The 17,314-nt window shown below is 59.5% G+C and carries 13 protein-coding genes and 1 tRNA gene; 8 read left to right on the forward strand and 6 right to left on the reverse strand.

The genetic code is table 11. The annotated features are described in order from the left end of the window. Nucleotides 1–65: 65 nt before the first annotated feature. On the reverse strand, nucleotides 66–2,741 hold the full coding sequence (adhE, locus tag VZC39_RS07765) for a bifunctional acetaldehyde-CoA/alcohol dehydrogenase (RefSeq protein ID WP_349921827.1): 2,676 nt from the start codon (nucleotides 2,739–2,741) through the stop codon (nucleotides 66–68). Nucleotides 2,742–3,750: 1,009 nt separating this feature from the next. On the opposite strand from adhE, the gene VZC39_RS07770 reads away from it, so the two are divergent. The 7 genes from VZC39_RS07770 (at nucleotide 3,751) to VZC39_RS07800 (ending at nucleotide 11,508) form a co-directional block, all read left to right on the forward strand. Next, on the forward strand, nucleotides 3,751–4,386 hold the full coding sequence (locus tag VZC39_RS07770) for a YchE family NAAT transporter (protein ID WP_349921828.1): 636 nt from the start codon (nucleotides 3,751–3,753) through the stop codon (nucleotides 4,384–4,386). A 280-nt stretch (nucleotides 4,387–4,666) separates the two neighbouring features. Continuing rightward, nucleotides 4,667–6,286: an ABC transporter substrate-binding protein gene (locus VZC39_RS07775; RefSeq protein WP_434667249.1), complete on the forward strand. Its 1,620-nt coding sequence runs from the start codon at nucleotides 4,667–4,669 to the stop codon at nucleotides 6,284–6,286. Between the two features lie 97 nt (nucleotides 6,287–6,383). Next, entirely contained in the window at nucleotides 6,384–7,304 is a 921-nt protein-coding gene (gene oppB / locus VZC39_RS07780) for an oligopeptide ABC transporter permease OppB (protein WP_434667252.1), read from the forward strand. 14 nt (nucleotides 7,305–7,318) lie between these two features. Further along, entirely contained in the window at nucleotides 7,319–8,230 is a 912-nt protein-coding gene (gene oppC / locus VZC39_RS07785; RefSeq protein WP_434667255.1) for an oligopeptide ABC transporter permease OppC, read from the forward strand. A gap of 54 nt (nucleotides 8,231–8,284) precedes the next feature. Further along, entirely contained in the window at nucleotides 8,285–9,265 is a 981-nt protein-coding gene (locus VZC39_RS07790) for an ABC transporter ATP-binding protein (RefSeq protein ID WP_434667258.1), read from the forward strand. Next, a complete protein-coding gene (oppF, locus tag VZC39_RS07795; protein WP_434667261.1) occupies nucleotides 9,266–10,261 on the forward strand; it encodes a murein tripeptide/oligopeptide ABC transporter ATP binding protein OppF in 996 nt (331 codons plus the stop codon). It begins immediately after the preceding gene. A gap of 290 nt (nucleotides 10,262–10,551) precedes the next feature. Further along, nucleotides 10,552–11,508, forward strand: a complete 957-nt coding sequence (locus VZC39_RS07800) for a TerC family protein (protein ID WP_349921834.1) — start codon at nucleotides 10,552–10,554, stop codon at nucleotides 11,506–11,508. A 56-nt stretch (nucleotides 11,509–11,564) separates the two neighbouring features. Here VZC39_RS07800 and alr read toward each other — a convergent pair whose 3' ends face one another. After that, complete coding sequence (gene alr, locus VZC39_RS07805; protein ID WP_349921835.1) at nucleotides 11,565–12,791, reverse strand: alanine racemase; 1,227 nt, start codon at nucleotides 12,789–12,791, stop codon at nucleotides 11,565–11,567. A 172-nt stretch (nucleotides 12,792–12,963) separates the two neighbouring features. Between alr and VZC39_RS07810 the strand changes: the two genes are divergently transcribed. Next, nucleotides 12,964–13,410, forward strand: a complete 447-nt coding sequence (locus VZC39_RS07810; RefSeq protein ID WP_434667265.1) for a methyltransferase family protein — start codon at nucleotides 12,964–12,966, stop codon at nucleotides 13,408–13,410. 56 nt (nucleotides 13,411–13,466) lie between these two features. Here VZC39_RS07810 and VZC39_RS07815 read toward each other — a convergent pair whose 3' ends face one another. The 4 genes from VZC39_RS07815 to VZC39_RS07830 form a co-directional block, all read right to left on the reverse strand. After that, nucleotides 13,467–14,732 carry a dicarboxylate/amino acid:cation symporter gene (locus tag VZC39_RS07815; protein ID WP_434667268.1) on the reverse strand — a complete coding sequence of 422 codons (1,266 nt, stop codon included), beginning with the start codon at nucleotides 14,730–14,732 and terminating at the stop codon, nucleotides 13,467–13,469. Nucleotides 14,733–14,935: 203 nt separating this feature from the next. Further along, complete coding sequence (locus VZC39_RS07820) at nucleotides 14,936–15,412, reverse strand: CC0125/CC1285 family lipoprotein (protein WP_434667271.1); 477 nt, start codon at nucleotides 15,410–15,412, stop codon at nucleotides 14,936–14,938. 125 nt (nucleotides 15,413–15,537) lie between these two features. Continuing rightward, nucleotides 15,538–15,614: transfer RNA gene (locus VZC39_RS07825), tRNA-Pro, on the reverse strand. Between the two features lie 351 nt (nucleotides 15,615–15,965). Then, complete coding sequence (locus VZC39_RS07830; RefSeq protein WP_434667274.1) at nucleotides 15,966–17,309, reverse strand: dihydroorotase; 1,344 nt, start codon at nucleotides 17,307–17,309, stop codon at nucleotides 15,966–15,968. Nucleotides 17,310–17,314 lie beyond the last annotated feature (5 nt).

A 17,314-nucleotide genomic window follows, 5' to 3' on the forward strand; every position in this document is an offset into this window, starting at 1 on the left:
TTAAACAGATAGACAAATAAAAAAGCCCGCGCAGGTGCGCGGACTTTTGTCATCAGGCTGGATTATCAGGCCTTGGATTTCTTCTTGGTCTCAACCTTGGCTTCAACTTTGGCAGCGACCGGCGCGGCGGCGGGGGCTTCCTCGATGAAGGGACGACCGTAGTAGGTATCCATCAGAATGGCTTTGAGCTCGGTGATCAGCGGGTAGCGCGGGTTGGCGCCGGTGCACTGGTCATCGAAGGCTTCCAGGGCCAGCTGGTCAACCTTGGCCAGGAAGTCGGCTTCGTTGACGCCAGCTTCACGGATGGAGGCCGGGATACCCAGGGTCGCCTTGAGTTCATCCAGCCAGGTCAGCAGCTTCTCGATCTTGGCTGCGGTGCGGTCGCTGGCATTGGTCAGACCCAGGTGGTCAGCCACTTCGGCGTAACGACGACGGGCCTGCGGACGGTCGTACTGGGAGAACGCGGTCTGCTTGGTCGGGTTGTCGTTCGCGTTGTAGCGGATGACGTTGCTGATCAGCAGGGCGTTGGCCAGACCGTGCGGGATGTGGAACTCGGCACCCAGTTTGTGCGCCATGGAGTGGCAGACACCCAGGAAGGCGTTGGCAAAGGCGACACCGGCGATGGTGGCGGCATTGTGTACCTTCTCGCGGGCAACCGGGTCGTTGGCACCGTTGATGTAGCTGGACGGCAGGTACTCTTTGAGCAGTTTCAGGGCTTGCAGCGCCTGACCGTCGGAGTACTCGTTGGCCAGTACGGAGACATAGGCTTCCATGGCGTGGGTGACCGCATCGATACCGCCGAAGGCGCACAGGGACTTGGGCATGCCCATGACCAGGTTGGCGTCGACGATGGCCATGTTCGGGGTCAGCTCGTAGTCGGCCAGCGGGTATTTCATGCCGGTGGCGTCGTCGGTCACGACCGCAAACGGGGTCACTTCAGAACCGGTGCCCGAGGTGGTGGTGATACAGACCAGTTCGGCCTTCACGCCCATTTTCGGGAACTTGTAGATACGCTTGCGGATGTCCATGAAGCGCATGGCCAGGTCTTCGAACGCGGTGTTCGGGTGCTCGTACATGACCCACATGATCTTGGCCGCATCCATGGGTGAACCACCGCCCAGGGCGACGATCACGTCCGGCTTGAAGGAGTGCGCCATCTCGGCGCCCTTGCGTACCACGGACAGAGTCGGGTCAGCTTCCACTTCGTAGAACACTTCCACTTCCATGTTCAGCTTCTTGAGCAGGCGTACCACTTCATCGGCATAGCCGTTGTTGAACAGGAAACGGTCGGTCACAACCAGGGCGCGCTTCTTGCCTTCCAGGTCGCCCAGGGCGATCGGCAGGGAACCACGACGGAAGTAGATGGATTTCGGAAGTTTGTGCCACAGCATATTTTCTGCCCGTTTTGCGACTGTCTTCTTGTTGATCAAGTGCTTGGGACCGACGTTCTCGGAGATGGAGTTACCACTCCAGGAGCCGCAACCCAGAGTCAGGGACGGGGCGAGCGCGAAGTTGTACAGGTCACCGATACCACCCTGGGTAGACGGGGTGTTGATCAGGATACGCGCGGTCTTCATCTTGTCGCCGAAGTACTTGATGCGGTCGGCGTTGCGATCCTGGTCGGTGTACAGACCTGAGGTGTGGCCGATACCACCGATGTTGACCATGTCACAGGCCATCTCGACGGCTTCTTCAAAGTTCTTGGCGCGGAACATACCCAGGGTCGGGGAGAGCTTCTCGTGGGCGAATTCGTCTTCGGCACACAGCTCCAGACCTTCACCGATGAGGATCTTGGTGGTCGGGGGGACGGTCACGCCCGCCATGGCGGCGATCTTGGTGGCCGGCTGGCCCACGATGTCGGCATTCAGGGCGCCGTTGATCAGCAGCACTTTACGCACCTTGTCGGCTTCGTCCTTGGAGAGGATGTAACCGGCGTGGGTGGAGAAACGCTCCTTGACCTGGTTGTAGATGGAGTCCACCACGATGACGGCTTGCTCGGACGCACAGACCACACCGTTGTCGAAGGTCTTGGACATCAGGATGGAGGCGACGGCACGCTTCACATCGGCAGTTTCGTCGATGACGATGGGCACGTTGCCTGCACCCACGCCGATGGCGGGCTTGCCGGAGGAGTAGGCGGCTTTCACCATGCCCGGGCCACCGGTGGCCAGGATCAGGTTGATGTCGTCGTGACGCATCAGTGCGTTGGAGAGCTCAACGGACGGTTGATCGATCCAGCCGATGATGTCTTTCGGTGCACCGGCGGCAATGGCGGCATCCAGTACCAGCTTGGCAGCGGTATTGGTGGAGTTCTTGGCGCGGGGGTGCGGGGAGAAGATGATGGCGTTGCGGGTCTTCAGGGAGATGAGGGCCTTGAAGATGGCGGTCGAGGTCGGGTTGGTGGTCGGAACGATACCGCAGATGATACCTACCGGCTCGGCGATGGTGATGGTGCCCATCTCGTCATCCTGGCTCAGGATGCCGCAGGTCTTCTCGTCTTTATAGGCGTTGTAGATGTATTCGGAGGCGAAGTGGTTCTTGATAACCTTGTCTTCGATGATACCCATACCGGACTCGGCCACGGCCATCTGGGCCAGGGGAATACGGGCGTTGCTGGCGGCCAGGGCGGCGGCACGGAAAACCTTGTCTACCTGCTCTTGCGAGAAGCTGGCGAATTCACGCTGTGCTTCTTTGACGCGGGCAACCAGTGCATCCAGTTCAGCCAAATTGGTTACTGCCATGTTTATCTCCTGATGATTTTGAAAACTGTTTAGTAAGACCTTGGCAATGCCCGGCAATTATAGATGCCTTGTCAAGGAAGGAATCACCATAACGGGGTATTTACATGTCTTAGTAAACTGTTCTCTGGCTCGATTATGAGCGGGGTCTCGCCAGAAAAACTTGATCTGGATCATATGTAACAAAAGAACAAAAGAAATTTTGTTTCACAGATGTAGGGGCAGGGCGGCAGGGGGTGAGCGAGGCGTCGCATCGAGGAACATGGTTGAAGAGCATGCAGGATAATTAATTATATTTCATGTGGTTATCGATTGATTGCCCACCGTATTCGAGGCGGTGGCAGCGGCTGTCATGACGCCATGAGGTGGCCTCGGGAGGGGGCTGAACAAGGCCAAACGTCAGACTGAGGGGCGGATCCCGTTGCTTTCAATCAGAAAATGTCGGACAGACTGATCGCTGACCACCCTGGATGCCGGGACTGGCTATCAATGACGAGGTGGAGCCTGCTTGCGTGCAGGCCGCAGTTTCATGATGCAAGGGGGAGAGGGCCATTGCCGCTCGCTGCGACCCGGTTTGACCGAGCTCGGAGCCTCTCGCCAGGCGCCGGGAGGCGGAAGGGGATGCAAGAGGCATACGGGTACGGTGGTTTTGCCAGAATGGGGAGTGTGGCCATAGTGTTGACGCCGGGCCGGTCGGGCAGTGAGTGATCGTGAATGCTTTGTTATCGACTCCGGTTTCCGTCCGGAAATGGTGGTTTCAGTGAAGGGAAATGTCGCAGGAGTGGATGCTGGCAGTATAATGCGCCAATAGGCATCGTTGGAATGTTAATTTTACTTTCGCGGCGTTAACAACTTGATATGTTGATTTTTGTCGATACATTAGAGGAACTAACTGAAAAGCCACGGAAAGGGTGAGATTATTTGATTGGTGAAGGGAAAAACCATGGTGTAAATTTACGTCCAGTTTTGTTGGGATGGCCCCTGTGGCCCGATTTGGTTCTGGATGACGCCTATGGCAGCAATTGACTTCTCTTTATACCTGAAATTTTTCGTTGGTCTGTTCGCCATCATCAACCCGCTGGGCCTGTTGCCGGTGTTCGTCAGCCTGACTGGCCACATGCAGCCGGATGAGCGCCGCAAGACCAATACCACGGCCCATATCGCCGTGATGGTCATCCTGATGGTCTCCATGTGCATGGGGCAGTTGATCCTCGATGGTTTTGGCATCTCGCTGGCGTCGTTTCGCATCGCCGGCGGCTCGCTCATTACCCTGATCGCCTGGTCCATGCTGCAGGGCAAGCTCGGGGAGGTGAAACACAACAAGCAGGAGAAAGGAGAGCTGGCGGCGCGTGAATCCATCGCCGTGGTACCCCTGGCCCTGCCGCTGATGGCCGGTCCCGGCGCCATCTCCTCTTCGATTGTCTACGCCAGCCAGAAGACGCTGCCGCAGATGGCGGGCATGTTCCTGGTGGTGGTGGCGTTTGCCTATTGCTCCTGGCTCATCTTCCGCGCCGCCCCCTTGCTGTTCAAGCTGATGGGCAATACCGGCATCAACGTGGTCACCCGGATCATGGGTCTCATCATGATGTCTCTTGGCATCGAGATCATGGTGGCTGGTATCAAGGGAGTCTTCCCTGGCTTGATGTGATTCAGCTCCGCTTTGTTAAAGCCGGTCCTTGCGACCGGCTTTTTTTGTTTCTTTTTTGTGAGTCATTTTCTAGAATCGAGCGGCTTTGTACGAAAAACGCCCATTGAATAGTATTTAAATGCTGATAAATGGGGGCAAAGCTGTTTTTTTAACCATTATGAAGCGGTTCCCCTGATGATATCTATTGCATTATCAGAAATCACAGGGAATTATGCTGGCTGCGAGGTTTTTTAGCTCGCGGATGGACAAATGCATGGAATGTTCTTGTTGGAGTATGGAAATGACTCATAAAAAAACAATTATTAATACCCTCTTGGTGGCAGCATTGTTTGGTGGCATCAATGCGGCACAAGCCGCCGATGTACCCGCAGGTACCAAGCTGGCAGACGTTCAGCAACTGGTGAAGGGCAATGGATCCGAGCCCGCAACCCTGGATCCGCACAAGACCGAAGGAACGGTAGAATCCAATATTCTGCGCGACCTGTTCGAAGGTCTCGTTACCTCCGGCCCCAAGGGTGAAACCCTGCCTGGTGTCGCCGAGTCCTGGGAAACCAAGGACAACAAACACTACGTGTTCCACCTGCGCAAAGATGCCAAGTGGTCCAACGGGGATCCGGTCACCGCCCACGATTTCGAATTCGCCTTCAAGCGCGCGGTGGATCCCAAGACTGCCTCTCCCTACTCCTGGTACATGGAGATCCCGACCATCGTCAACGCCACCGACATCATCGCTGGCAAGAAGCCATCTGACACCCTGGGTGTGAAGGCGGTGGATGACTATACCTTCGAGGTACAGCTGGAGAAGGCGGTTCCCTATTTCGTCAGCATGCTCTCCCACACCACCACCTACCCGGTTCCGAAGAAGGTGATCGAGAAGTTTGGTGACAAGTGGACCCAGCCGGCCAACATGGTTTCCAACGGCGCCTATGTGCTGAAGGACTGGGTAGTCAACGAGCGGGTCGACGTCGAGCGCAACCCCAACTACTGGAACAACGCCAAGACCGTCATCAACAAGGTGACCTATCTGCCGATCCAGTCCACCAACGCCGAGCTGAACCGCTACCTGGCCGGGGAAGTGGATCTCACCTACAACATGCCCATCGAGCGCTTCAAGCAGATGAAGAAAGAGCTGCCCAAAGAGGTGCAGGTCAGCGGCTACGTAGGGACTTACTACTACCAGTACAACTTCAAGCACAAGCCGTTTGACGACGTGCGGGTGCGTACCGCGCTCTCCTACGCCATCGATCGCAACGTGATCGCCGACAAGGTGATGGGCAAGGGCGAGACCCCGGGTTACGCCCTGGTGCCTGATTTTGTCGACGGCTTCAAACCGGTAGCACCGGCCTGGTCCAAGCTGACCCAGGCCGAGCGTGACGCCAAGGCGAAAGAGCTGTTGACCGAAGCCGGTTACGGCCCGGGCAAGCCGCTCAAGTTCGAGCTGCTCTACAACACCGACGACAACCACAAGAAGGTGGCCGTGGCCGTTGCCTCCATGTGGAAGAAGCTCGGCGTGCAGGTTAGCCTGGTGAACCAGGAGTGGAAGACTTATCTGGAAACCAAGAAGCAGGGTAACTTCGATGTGGGTCGTGCCGGCTGGATCGCGGATTACAACGAAGCCTCTTCCATGCTGGATCTGATGCAGACCACCCACGGCAACAACGACGGCAAGTACTCCAACCCCGCGTTCGACAAGCTGATGGCCGAGTCTCGCAACCAGGTGGATGCCGAGGCGCGCAACAAGCTGTATGTCCAGGCCGAAGACATTCTGGCCAAAGACATGCCCATTGCCCCCATCTACCAGTACGTGACCTCCCGCATGGTCAAACCCTATGTAGGCGGCTACCCGGCCAACCCGCTGGACAACCTCTACAGCAAAGACATGTACATCATTGCTCACTGAGTAAAGAAACAAGTCGCATAACAAGCAGGCCCGCCGGATGGCGGGCCTTATATTACAACCGCGACCCTTTGGAAGCAGTACAGGACAGGAAATGTCTATGTTGAAATTTATCCTTAAACGTCTACTGGAAGCGATCCCGACTCTACTGGTCTTGATCACCGTCTCCTTCTTCATGATGCGTTTCGCCCCGGGCAACCCCTTCACCAGCGAACGCGCCCTGCCACCGGAAGTCTTGGCCAACATCGAGGCCAAATATGGTCTGGACAAGCCCATCGGTGTGCAATATCTGACCTATCTGGGCAACCTGGTACAAGGTGACCTGGGCCCCTCCTTCAAATACAAGGATTTCACCGTCAACGATCTGGTGAGCCAGGCACTGCCGGTCTCCGCCAAGATTGGCGCCGTCGCCTTCCTGCTGGCGGTGACCCTGGGGGTGACTTTTGGCACCATAGCCGCCCTCAAGCAGAACACCCTCATCGACTATCTATTGATGTCGTCGGCCATGGCCGGGGTGGTGATCCCGGGCTTCGTGCTGGCACCCTTGCTGGTGCTCTTCTTCAGTATCTATCTCGGCTGGTTCCCGGCCGGTGGATGGCAGGGGGGCGGGGCCCAGTTCATGGTGCTGCCGGTGTTTGGCATGATGATGTACTACATCTCGGCCATCTCGCGCATCATGCGTGGCAGCATGATCGAGACCATGAACTCCAACTTCATCCGCACCGCCCGCGCCAAGGGGCTGCCCCTGCGTCACATCATTCTCAAACACGCCCTGCGCCCGGCCATGCTGCCGGTGGTCTCCTACCTGGGGCCGGCGTTTGTGGGGATCATCACCGGCTCCGTGGTCATCGAGACCATCTTCGGCCTGCCGGGCATTGGTCAGCTGTTCGTCAACGGTGCCCTCAACCGTGATTACTCCATGGTGCTCGGTCTGACCATTCTGGTCGGTGCCCTCACCATCACCTTTAACGCCGTGGTCGATATTCTCTATGCCGTCATCGATCCCAAGATCCGTTACTAAGTCGGGAGTACATCATGGTAGTCACAACTGAAAAACGCGAAGCCGTCGAGGCGTTCGCCCAGAAAGTGGAAGTGGTGGAAGGACGCTCCCTGTGGAAGGATGCCCGTCGCCGTTTCCTGCGCAACAAGGCGGCCCTCACCAGTCTCATCATCCTCTCCATCATCGGATTGGCGGTGATCTTGGGGCCCCATCTGTCCCAATACACCTTCGATGATCCGGACTGGGGCGCCATGCAAAGCGCACCGGACATGGAAACCGGCCACTGGTTCGGCACCGACAGCCTGGGGCGTGATCTGTTCGTGCGCACCCTGCTCGGCGGTCGCATTTCGCTCATGGTCGGCATCATGGGAGCCCTGGTGGCCGTCGTCATCGGCACCCTCTACGGCGCGGCCTCCGGCTTTATCGGCGGTCGGGTCGATAGCCTGATGATGCGGGTCCTCGAGATCCTCAACGCCTTCCCCTTCATGTTCTTCGTGATCATGCTGGTGACCTTCTTTGGCAGAAACCTGGCGCTCATCTTCCTCGCCATCGGCGCGGTGAGCTGGCTCGACATGGCGCGGATCGTGCGCGGCCAGACCCTGAGCCTCAAGAGCAAGGAGTTCATCGAGGCGGCCCACGTCTGTGGCGTCTCCAAGTGGAAGATCATTACCCGTCACATCGTGCCGAACGTGCTCGGGATCGTGGCCGTCTACGCCACCTTGCTGGTGCCGGGCATGATCATGTTCGAATCCTTCCTGAGTTTCCTCGGACTCGGCGTACAGGAACCCATGACCAGCTGGGGTGCCCTGCTGGATGAAGGCTCCAAAGCGATGGAAGTGGCCATCTGGCAACTCTTGTTCCCCGCCGGTTTCATGGTGGTGACCCTGTTTTGCTTCAACTTCCTCGGGGATGGTCTGCGCGACGCTCTCGATCCGAAAGATCGATAAAACAGTCCCACAGGATCGTTTTAAAGAGCCGCGAAAGACGGATAAGGAGTCTTTATGAAATTACTGGATGTGAAAGATCTGCGGGTCGAGTTCAAGACCCCGGATGGCAATGTGGTGGCCGTTAACGACCTCAACTTTTCTCTGTCCGCGGGCGAGACCCTCGGCATCGTCGGCGAATCTGGCTCCGGCAAGTCCCAGACCGCGTTCGCCATCATGGGTCTGCTCGCCAAGAACGGCGTTATCACCGGTTCCGCCAAGTTTCAGGGTGACGAGATCCTGAACCTGCCGGAGTCCAAGCTCAACCGTATCCGCTCCGAGAAGATCGCCATGATCTTCCAGGACCCCATGACCTCGCTGAACCCCTACATGAAGGTGAAGGATCAGCTGATGGAAGTGCTGATGTTGCACAAGGGGATGAGCAAGGCGGCGGCCTTCGAGGAGTCGGTGCGCATGCTGGACGCGGTGAAGATCCCCGAGTCGCGCAAGCGGATGAACATGTACCCCCACGAGTTCTCCGGCGGCATGCGCCAGCGGGTGATGATCGCCATGGCGCTCTTGTGCCGCCCGCAACTGCTCATCGCCGACGAACCGACCACGGCCCTGGACGTGACGGTACAGGCCCAGATCATGACCCTGATGAACGAGCTCAAGCGCGAGTTCAACACCGCCATCATCATGATCACCCATGACCTCGGTGTCGTCGCCGGTATCTGCGACAAGGTGCTGGTGATGTATGCCGGCCGGACCATGGAGTACGGCAAGGTCAACGACATCTTCTATCGCCCGAGCCACCCCTACACCGAGGGCCTGCTGCGCGCCATCCCCCGCCTCGACACCGAGGGGGAGGTGCTGCCCACCATCCCGGGCAACCCGCCCAACCTGCTGCGTCTGCCCACCGGCTGCCCCTTCCAGGAGCGTTGCCACAGGGTGAGCGAGATCTGCGGCAAGCAGTCCCCCATACTGACGCCGTTCAACGACGGTCGCGAGCGGGCCTGCCACTGGGTATCGGATGCCATGAGCAAGGGAGGCAACTAAATGGGTACTGACAAGAAACTGCTGCTGGAAGTGTCCGACCTCAAGGTCCACTTCAGCATCAAGAGTGACAAGGCCTGGCCCTGGGCCAAACCCTCCGCCCTGAAGGCGGTGGACGGGGTGACCCTGCGCCTGTACGAGGGGGAGACCCTGGGCGTCGTGGGGGAGTCCGGCTGTGGCAAATCCACCTTCGCCCGGGCCCTCATCGGCCTGGTGCCCGCCACCGATGGCAAGGTGGTGTGGCTTGGGCAGGATTTGACCAAGCTCGAGCAGGGGGCGCTGCGCGAAAAGCGCAAGGAGATCCAGATGATCTTCCAAGACCCGCTGGCCTCCCTCAACCCGCGCATGACCATCGGCGACATCATCGCCGAGCCTCTCATCACCTTCTATCCCAAGCTCTCAAAGGATGAGGTGAAGGAGAAGGTGCGAGCCATGATGACCAAGGTCGGTCTGCTGCCCAACCTGGTGAACCGCTACCCGCACGAGTTCTCCGGCGGCCAGTGCCAGCGGATTGGCATCGCCCGGGCGCTCATCCTGGAGCCCAAGATGATCATCTGCGACGAGCCGGTCTCGGCGCTGGATGTCTCCATCCAGGCGCAGGTGGTGAACCTGCTCAAATCCCTGCAAAAGGAGATGGGGCTGTCGCTCATCTTCATCGCCCACGACCTGTCCGTGGTCAAACACATCTCGGATCGGGTGCTGGTGATGTATCTGGGCAACGCGGTGGAGCTGGGTACCCGCCAGGAGATCTTCGCGAACCCCCTGCACCCCTATACCAAGGCGCTGATGTCGGCGGTGCCCATTCCGGACCCGGATCTCGAGCGCAGCAAGGTCATCCAGATCCTGGAAGGGGACTTGCCGTCCCCCATGAACCCGCCGTCCGGCTGCGTGTTCCGCACCCGCTGCCCGGTGGCGGGGCCGGAGTGTGCCAAGACCCGGCCCATGCTGGAGGGGAACTTCGATCACGCTGTCTCCTGCCTCAAGGTGGATCCGCTCTGACGCGAGCATGAGAAAGAGGGCGCCCGGGTGGCGCCCTCTTTATTTTTGTGCGGTCAAGAAGATGCCTCTTGGCGTTATCTTTCGGGGCTGCTACTATCCGCGCAACAAGGGGAGTAACTTCTCGCCGGTTTGTCGTCATTACGGTGCGCGCGATAGCAGTGGACCCGGCAGCCGGGCAGCGGATTGAGTCTGCTGTAAGTGAGACCTTGCCGAGAGGCAAGGTGTATCTGCTCCAAACGCAAACCCACGCCTCTCGGTCGTGGGTTTTGTCGTTTTTGGAGGAGTGAAAAATGGGTGAATGGTGGATGTGGACCGGTTTCTTCAGCATAGTGCTGGTCCTGTTATGGATTGACATACGCTTCGTCGGCGGTGGCAAGGCGCACAAGGTCTCCCTGAAAGAGGCGGGGATCTGGTCTCTCATCTGGGTGAGCGTGGCCTTGCTGTTCAACCTGGCCATCTGGCTCTGGCTGGACCACAGTGCAGGCCGTGAAATCGCCAACCAGAAGGGGCTGGAGTTCCTCACCGGCTACCTCATCGAGAAGGCGCTGGCGGTGGACAACGTCTTCGTCTGGCTGATGCTGTTCGGCTACTTTGCCATTCCGGCCGAGCTGCAGCGCCGGGTGCTGCTCTACGGGGTACTGGGTGCCATCGTGATGCGGGCCGGCATGGTGTTCGCCGGCAGCTGGCTCATCGAGCAGTTCCACTGGATCCTCTACCTGTTCGGCGCCTTCTTGCTGCTGACCGGGGTCAAGATGCTGTGGGCCGCCGACAAGGAGCCGGACTTGGCCAACAACCCGCTGCTGGGCTGGATGCGCCGTCGCTTTAAGGTGACCGAGAACCTGGAAGGGGAGAACTTCTTCGTCTGGCGTGATGGTGTGCGCTACGCGACGCCGCTCCTGCTCATCCTGGTGCTGGTGGAGGTGAGCGATCTCATCTTCGCGGTGGACAGTATCCCGGCCATCTTCGCGGTGACCACGGATCCTTTCATCGTGCTGACCTCCAACATCTTCGCCATCATGGGCCTGCGCGCCATGTACTTCCTGCTGGCGGGTGTGGCGGAGCGCTTTGCCCTGCTCAAATACGGTCTGGCGCTGATCCTGATGTTCATCGGGGTCAAGATGCTGCTGCTGGATGTGTTCAAGATCCCGACCGGTATCGCTTTGGGTGTGGTAGCCCTGATCCTGCTGGCCTCCATGGGGCTGAGTCTCTGGGTGACCCGCAAGAAAGACGGTGTGAAAACGGTCTGATTTCCAAATAAGTAAAAAGGGCTCCCGCGGGAGCCCTTTTTTATGTCTGATGGTTATCAGCGCTTGATCTTCTTGGGGTTGGTGTAGCCCCAGATGGTGTACATGTCCGCCAGCAGGGCGCCATTGTACTCTTCCAGATCCGCCTGTTTCACCTCGGCCTCACCCTGGCGACCGAACAGCACCACCTCATCACCGGGTTTGACCCCTTTGAGATCGGTCACGTCCACCATGATGGTGTTCATGGAGGTCTTGCCGACGACCGGCACCTTCTGGCCCTGGATCAGCACATAGGCCTTGTTGCTGAGCGCGCGGCGATAGCCGTCGGAGTAGCCGAGCGGCAGGTTCGCCAGCAGGGAATCGCGCTTGAGGGTGAAGGTGCGGTCATAGCCGACGGTGTTGCCAGCCGGGTAGTGGTTGACCGAGGCGACCTGGGTCTTGAACGCCATGACGCGCTTGTACTCGGTGTAGGAGGGGATGGAGTCGCCGTACAGCAGGCCGCCCGGGCGCACCATGTCGAAGTAGGCGTCAGGCACTTCCAGGGTGGCGAAAGAGTTGGCGGCATGGATGGTGATCTTGCTGCGATCCAGCTTGCCGGCTTCCAGCAGCCACTGGCTGTCCAGCTTGAACTGGGCCAGACCGAGCTTGACGTCCTCTTTCTCCTCCACCGGGAAGTGGGTCATGATGCCGACCGGGGTGATGCCCTGGAGCTTGAGCATGGCCAGGGCTTCGTCCTTGGCACCGGACTGGCGCAGGTCGATGCCGTTGCGGCTCATGCCGGCGGAGTTCAGGCCGATGTGCACCGGGATCTTGGTGTTGTGGCGCAGGGCGATGTCGGAGATGCCCTTGGCACTCTCCAGGCTGCCGATGAGCTCTTCGAGCTTGTAGGGCAGGGCTTGTTCCACCTCGTTCGGGGTGGCAGCCCGCACCCGCATCAATCGGCCTTCGAAGCCCTTCTCGCGAGCGACGCGCGCCTCTTCGTTGCTGGCGATGCCGATGCAGGGGATGCCTGCCTTGACCACGGAAGGTACCAGCAGATCGATGCCGTGACCGTAGGCGTCCGCTTTCATGATGGCGCAGATCTGCGGCCCCTTGTCACCGAGGCGATCCTTGAGGGTCTGGATGTTGTGTTCGAATGCGCCCAGATCCACTTCCAGCCAGGCATTGGTGGCAGTCTGCTCCTGGCCGTTGCGGGTATCGCTGGCCAGCGGCAGGTAGGGGGCGGCGACCGCCTGACCGGCGAGCAAGCCGAACACCAGGGTGGCGAGCAGGGTTTTCTTGTGCATGGGATGTAACCTTCTTATTGTTGAGGTTGAAAGCGTCCGGGTATGGACGCGGACGTCAGTCGCTTGGGAAATTATTCGTATGTGGATGATATTTATCCATTTTTTTCAATGCGACGACTGCGGGAGTGTATCTCATTGGCGCCATTCGTGGCACAGGTTGCAGGAAGAAAAAATGCGTTTCGAGCCGCGGATCCCACCCTTGTTGCTGTTTGTCATCATCGTGCTCGCCATGGGGTTGGGCGCGGGGGAGGGCGGCGGTCTGGGGGGCTGGTCGATCATCGCGATGATCCTGGCCTTGGTGGGAGCCGCGCTCGGTCTGGGGGCGCTCACGCAGTTCGCCCGCCAGCGCACTACGGTCAATCCCATCCGCCTGCAGCAGAGTCGGGCGCTGGTGACGCTGGGGGTCTATCGCATCAGCCGCAACCCCATGTATCTGGGGCTGTTGTGCTGGTTGATGGCGCTGGCCTGCCATCTTGGCGGTTTGTATGTCTGGCTCGGCCCGCTGGTGTTTTTCGGCTGGATGACCCGTGTCCAGATCCCGGCGGAGGAGCGGGCCCTGCGCGCCCGCTTCGGGGTCGCTTATCTGCACTACTGCCGACGAGTGCGGCGCTGGTGCTGAGGCGCATATCAACAAAAAGACCCGCCGTGGCGGGTCTTTTTTCATGGGGCATCGTCTCACGCCTTGGCGAGTTCGGCCTTTGCCTCTTGCAGGGGCTGGCCTTCCCCCAGGCTGTCTTCGGTCTTGGCCACCACGCTGGCGGCGATGGCGTTGCCCAGCACGTTGGTGGCGGAGCGGCCCATGTCCAGGAAGTGGTCGATGCCGAGCAGCAGCAGTATGCCCGCTTCCGGGATGTGGAACTGGTTGAGGGTGGCGGCGATCACCACCAGGGAGGCGCGCGGAACCCCGGCCATCCCCTTGGAGGTGACCATCAACAGCAGCAGCATGGTGATCTGCTGGGCCATGGAGAGCTCGATGCCATAGGCCTGGGCGATGAACATGACCGCGAAGGTGCAGTACATCATGGAGCCGTCCAGGTTGAAGGAGTAGCCCATGGGCAGCACGAAGCTGGCGATGCGCTTGTCACAGCCAAACTTCTCCAGCCTGTCCAGGGTCTTGGGGTAGGCGGCCTCGGAGCTGGCGGTGGAGAAGGCGAGCAGTATGGGTTCGCGGATCATGGCGAGCAGAGTCAGTATGCGGCGGCGAATGAACAGACTGCCCATCAGGATCAGCAGCAGCCAGAGGCAGGCCAGGGCCAGGTAGAACTGGGCCATGAAGCTGCCGTAGGTCACCAGGATGCCGAGCCCTTCCTTGGCCACCATGGCGGAGATGGCGCCGAACACGGCGAAGGGGGCGAAGTTCATCACGTAGCCGGTCACTTTGAGCATGATCTCGGCGGTGCTGGCCATCAGGGTGACCACGGGGCGTGCCAGATCGCCGAGGGCGGCGGCGGCCAGGCCGAAGAAGAGGGAGAACACCACGATCTGCAGGATCTCGTTGGTGGCCATGGCCTCGATGACGCTTTTCGGGATGGCGTGGGTGACGAAGTCCTTGAGGCTGAGTGCGCTGGCGGCCACCCCCGAGGTGGCGGTGTCATCGGGCAGGGAGAGGGAGAGGCCCACACCCGGTTGCATCAGGGTGACCATCACCAGCCCCAGGGTCAGTGACATCAGCGAGGCCAGCATGAACCAGCCCAGGGTCTTGGCGCCGATGCGACCCACGGTGCGAGTGTCCCCCATCTTGGCGATCCCGACCACCAGGGTGGTGAACACCAGGGGGGCAATGATCATCTTGATGAGGCGCAGGAAGATGTCGGTCAAGATGGTGATGTTGCCGGCAAAATCGGCGGCCTCTGCCGGTGCCAGCAGGCGATAACCCTGGCCGGTGGCAATGCCGAGCAGCATCGCGATCAGAATGGCGACGGTCAATTTGTTCATTTTCATGGGGGGATCCCAGTCTCTGTGTGCTGTCGTGTGTAGGGGGCGAAGGGCGCCACCTTAGTCCTTTTTTGTGATCCGGACCATGGAATCCTGGTCGCCGGTGTGCTGGCAGAATGCCTAATCGCACCAAGGAAATCCAGCGGCTTATGGTGGGTTTTTTAGATGATGTTAGATGTATGTGATATGGATCTTGCGATTGACTGATATTAATCACTGTTTGTTTTCATTTTTGCGAGATAAGACGCTTCCAGGCTCCGATCGTTCAAGGGGTGGTCCCCGAGGGAGAAGGTCAGCAGGGCCGAGGTGCGGTGCTCGACGTGCATCTCGTCCATGAAGGTATCGGGTTCGTACTCATCGAAACCGAACTGGGGGCGAGTGGGGCTGACCCTGACCGGATCCCGCGCCAGGGTCAGCTCTTGCACGTTGACCCAGGCATGGCCCCGTGCCAGCGCCATCTCTCCCGCCCGCTTGAGCACATACTTGCGGGCCAGTTCCCTGTCCACCAGATCGTTGCCGACGAACTCCAGCTGCCATTTGTTGGGCCCAAGCTGGGTCTGGGAGAAACCCGTCTGGCCGTTCCAGAAGGACTTCTCGCTGTCATAGGGGGTGGCGCAGCCAGCGAGCTGAACAAGCAACAGGGCGCACAGGGCGAGGCGCGGAAGAGGAGAGCGGGGGAGCGACATCTGGGCAATCCGGGCAGAAGAGAGTGCCTCACTACAGCACAACGGGCGGAGGGAGACAATGAGGGCGGCCCGGCGCCATAAAAAGAAAAGGCCTTGTCGTCTGACAAGGCCTTTCTCGGGGAATTTGGTCGGTGTGAGAGGATTCGAACCTCCGACCCTCTACACCCCATGCAGATGCGCTACCTGGCTGCGCTACACACCGACGAGGTCAGCTCGGCTGACGGGGGCTGAGTTTATGGAGATGGGCAGGTCCTGTCAACAGGGTAAATAGCACGCCGAGACTGTTCGCCTGCTTTGCGAGCAACTTTGGATCAAAGTGCGACCAGTCGCTCAATCTGACGCCATCATTCCGTCTCGCCGGCCAAAAAAACGGCCACCCCGTGGGTGGCCGTCTGGCGCAGTGAGCGCATACCTTGCGTGAAGGTGGCTCAGCGGTTGAAGGTCAGTCGCTTGCCCAGCACCTTGTCGGTGACCTGACCGTTCTGCCAGGCGATCTGGCCGTTGACCAGGGTCATCTCAACGATGGCGCTCTGGAAGCGGTTAACCTCTCATATCAGCGGTTGAAAGTCAGTCGCTTGCCCAATACCTTGTCGGTGACCTGACCGTTCTGCCAGGCGATCTGGCCGTTGACCAGGGTCATTTCGATGGTGCTCTGGAAGCGATAACCGTTGAACGGCGACCAGCCGCAGAGATAGAGCAGGTTGCTGTCGTTGACCACGTAGGGCTTGCCGAGATCCAGCAGCACCAGATCGGCGAAGTAACCCTCGCGGATGTAGCCGCGATCCTGCACCTGGAAGCGCTCGGCCACCGCGTGGGAGGTCTTCTTGACGATGGTCTCCAGGGAGAACACGCCGTTGTGGTAGAGCTCCAGCAGGGCTTGCAGGGAGTGCTGCACCAGGGGCACGCCGGACGGTGCCTTGAAGTAGCTGTTCTGCTTCTCTTCCCAGGTGTGGGGCGCGTGGTCGGTTGCGATGATGTCCAGCACGTCGTTGCGCACCGCATCCAGCAGGGCGTGTTGATCCGCCGCGCTCTTCACCGCCGGGTTGCACTTGATCTGGCTGCCCAGGGTGTCGTAGTCCGCCTCGTTGAAGAAGAGGTGATGCACGCACACCTCGGCGGTGATGTTCTTGTCCTTGAGATCCTTCAGGTCCGGGGTGGCGGTGAAGAGCGACAGCTCCTTCGCCGTGGTCAGGTGCAGCACGTGCAGCTTGGCGCCATATTGCTTCGCCAGTCCCACCGCCATGCTGGAGGACTTGTAGCAGGCATCGGCGCTGCGGATGCGGCCGTGTTCGCGCATGGGCACATCCTCGCCCCACTTGGCGCGAGCCTCGTCTTCCAGCACCTTGATGGAGGGGGTGTCCTCGCAGTGGGTGACGATCATCACCGGGCTTTCGCGGAAGATGGCCGCCAGGGTCTCCTGATTGTCCACCAGCATGTTGCCGGTGGAGGCTCCCATGAAGATCTTGATGCCGCAGGACTGCTTGGGGTCGAGCTTCTTGATCTCTTCCAGGTTGTCGTTGGTGGCACCCAGGTAGAAGCTGTAGTTGGCGGCGGCGGAGTTGGCGGCTATCTGGTATTTGGCTTCGAGGACATCGATGGTGGTGGTCTGGGGATTGACGTTGGGCATTTCCATGAAGCTGGTGGTACCACCGGCCACGGCGGCCCGGGATTCACTGGCGATGGTGCCCTTGTGGGTCAGGCCGGGCTCGCGGAAGTGGACCTGGTCGTCGATCATCCCGGGGATGAGGTGACGACCCGCGGCATCGATCACCACCGCATCCGGGGCGCTGATATCGGGGGCGATGCGGGCTATCCTTTCCCCCTCGATCAACACGTCGGAAGCATAGATGCGGCCTTCGTTGACCAGGGTGGCGTTCTTGATAAGCAATTTGTTCATGGGGG

It is taken from the genome of Aeromonas sp. NJAU223 (genome assembly GCF_051125555.1).
Classification (GTDB): domain Bacteria; phylum Pseudomonadota; class Gammaproteobacteria; order Enterobacterales; family Aeromonadaceae; genus Aeromonas; species Aeromonas veronii_G.

Bases quoted from the DNA above. Each gene is read 5' to 3' on its own strand.
- adhE (WP_349921827.1), bottom strand. From the start codon at position 2,741: ATGGCAGTAACCAATTTGGCTGAACTGGATGCACTGGTTGCCCGCGTC.
- VZC39_RS07770 (WP_349921828.1), top strand. From the start codon at position 3,751: ATGGCAGCAATTGACTTCTCTTTATACCTGAAATTTTTCGTTGGTCTG.
- VZC39_RS07775 (WP_434667249.1), top strand. From the start codon at position 4,667: ATGACTCATAAAAAAACAATTATTAATACCCTCTTGGTGGCAGCATTG.
- oppB (WP_434667252.1), top strand. From the start codon at position 6,384: ATGTTGAAATTTATCCTTAAACGTCTACTGGAAGCGATCCCGACTCTA.
- oppC (WP_434667255.1), top strand. From the start codon at position 7,319: ATGGTAGTCACAACTGAAAAACGCGAAGCCGTCGAGGCGTTCGCCCAG.
- VZC39_RS07790 (WP_434667258.1), top strand. From the start codon at position 8,285: ATGAAATTACTGGATGTGAAAGATCTGCGGGTCGAGTTCAAGACCCCG.
- oppF (WP_434667261.1), top strand. From the start codon at position 9,266: ATGGGTACTGACAAGAAACTGCTGCTGGAAGTGTCCGACCTCAAGGTC.
- VZC39_RS07800 (WP_349921834.1), top strand. From the start codon at position 10,552: ATGGGTGAATGGTGGATGTGGACCGGTTTCTTCAGCATAGTGCTGGTC.
- alr (WP_349921835.1), bottom strand. From the start codon at position 12,791: ATGCACAAGAAAACCCTGCTCGCCACCCTGGTGTTCGGCTTGCTCGCC.
- VZC39_RS07810 (WP_434667265.1), top strand. From the start codon at position 12,964: ATGCGTTTCGAGCCGCGGATCCCACCCTTGTTGCTGTTTGTCATCATC.
- VZC39_RS07815 (WP_434667268.1), bottom strand. From the start codon at position 14,732: ATGAAAATGAACAAATTGACCGTCGCCATTCTGATCGCGATGCTGCTC.
- VZC39_RS07820 (WP_434667271.1), bottom strand. From the start codon at position 15,412: ATGTCGCTCCCCCGCTCTCCTCTTCCGCGCCTCGCCCTGTGCGCCCTG.
- VZC39_RS07830 (WP_434667274.1), bottom strand. From the start codon at position 17,309: ATGAACAAATTGCTTATCAAGAACGCCACCCTGGTCAACGAAGGCCGC.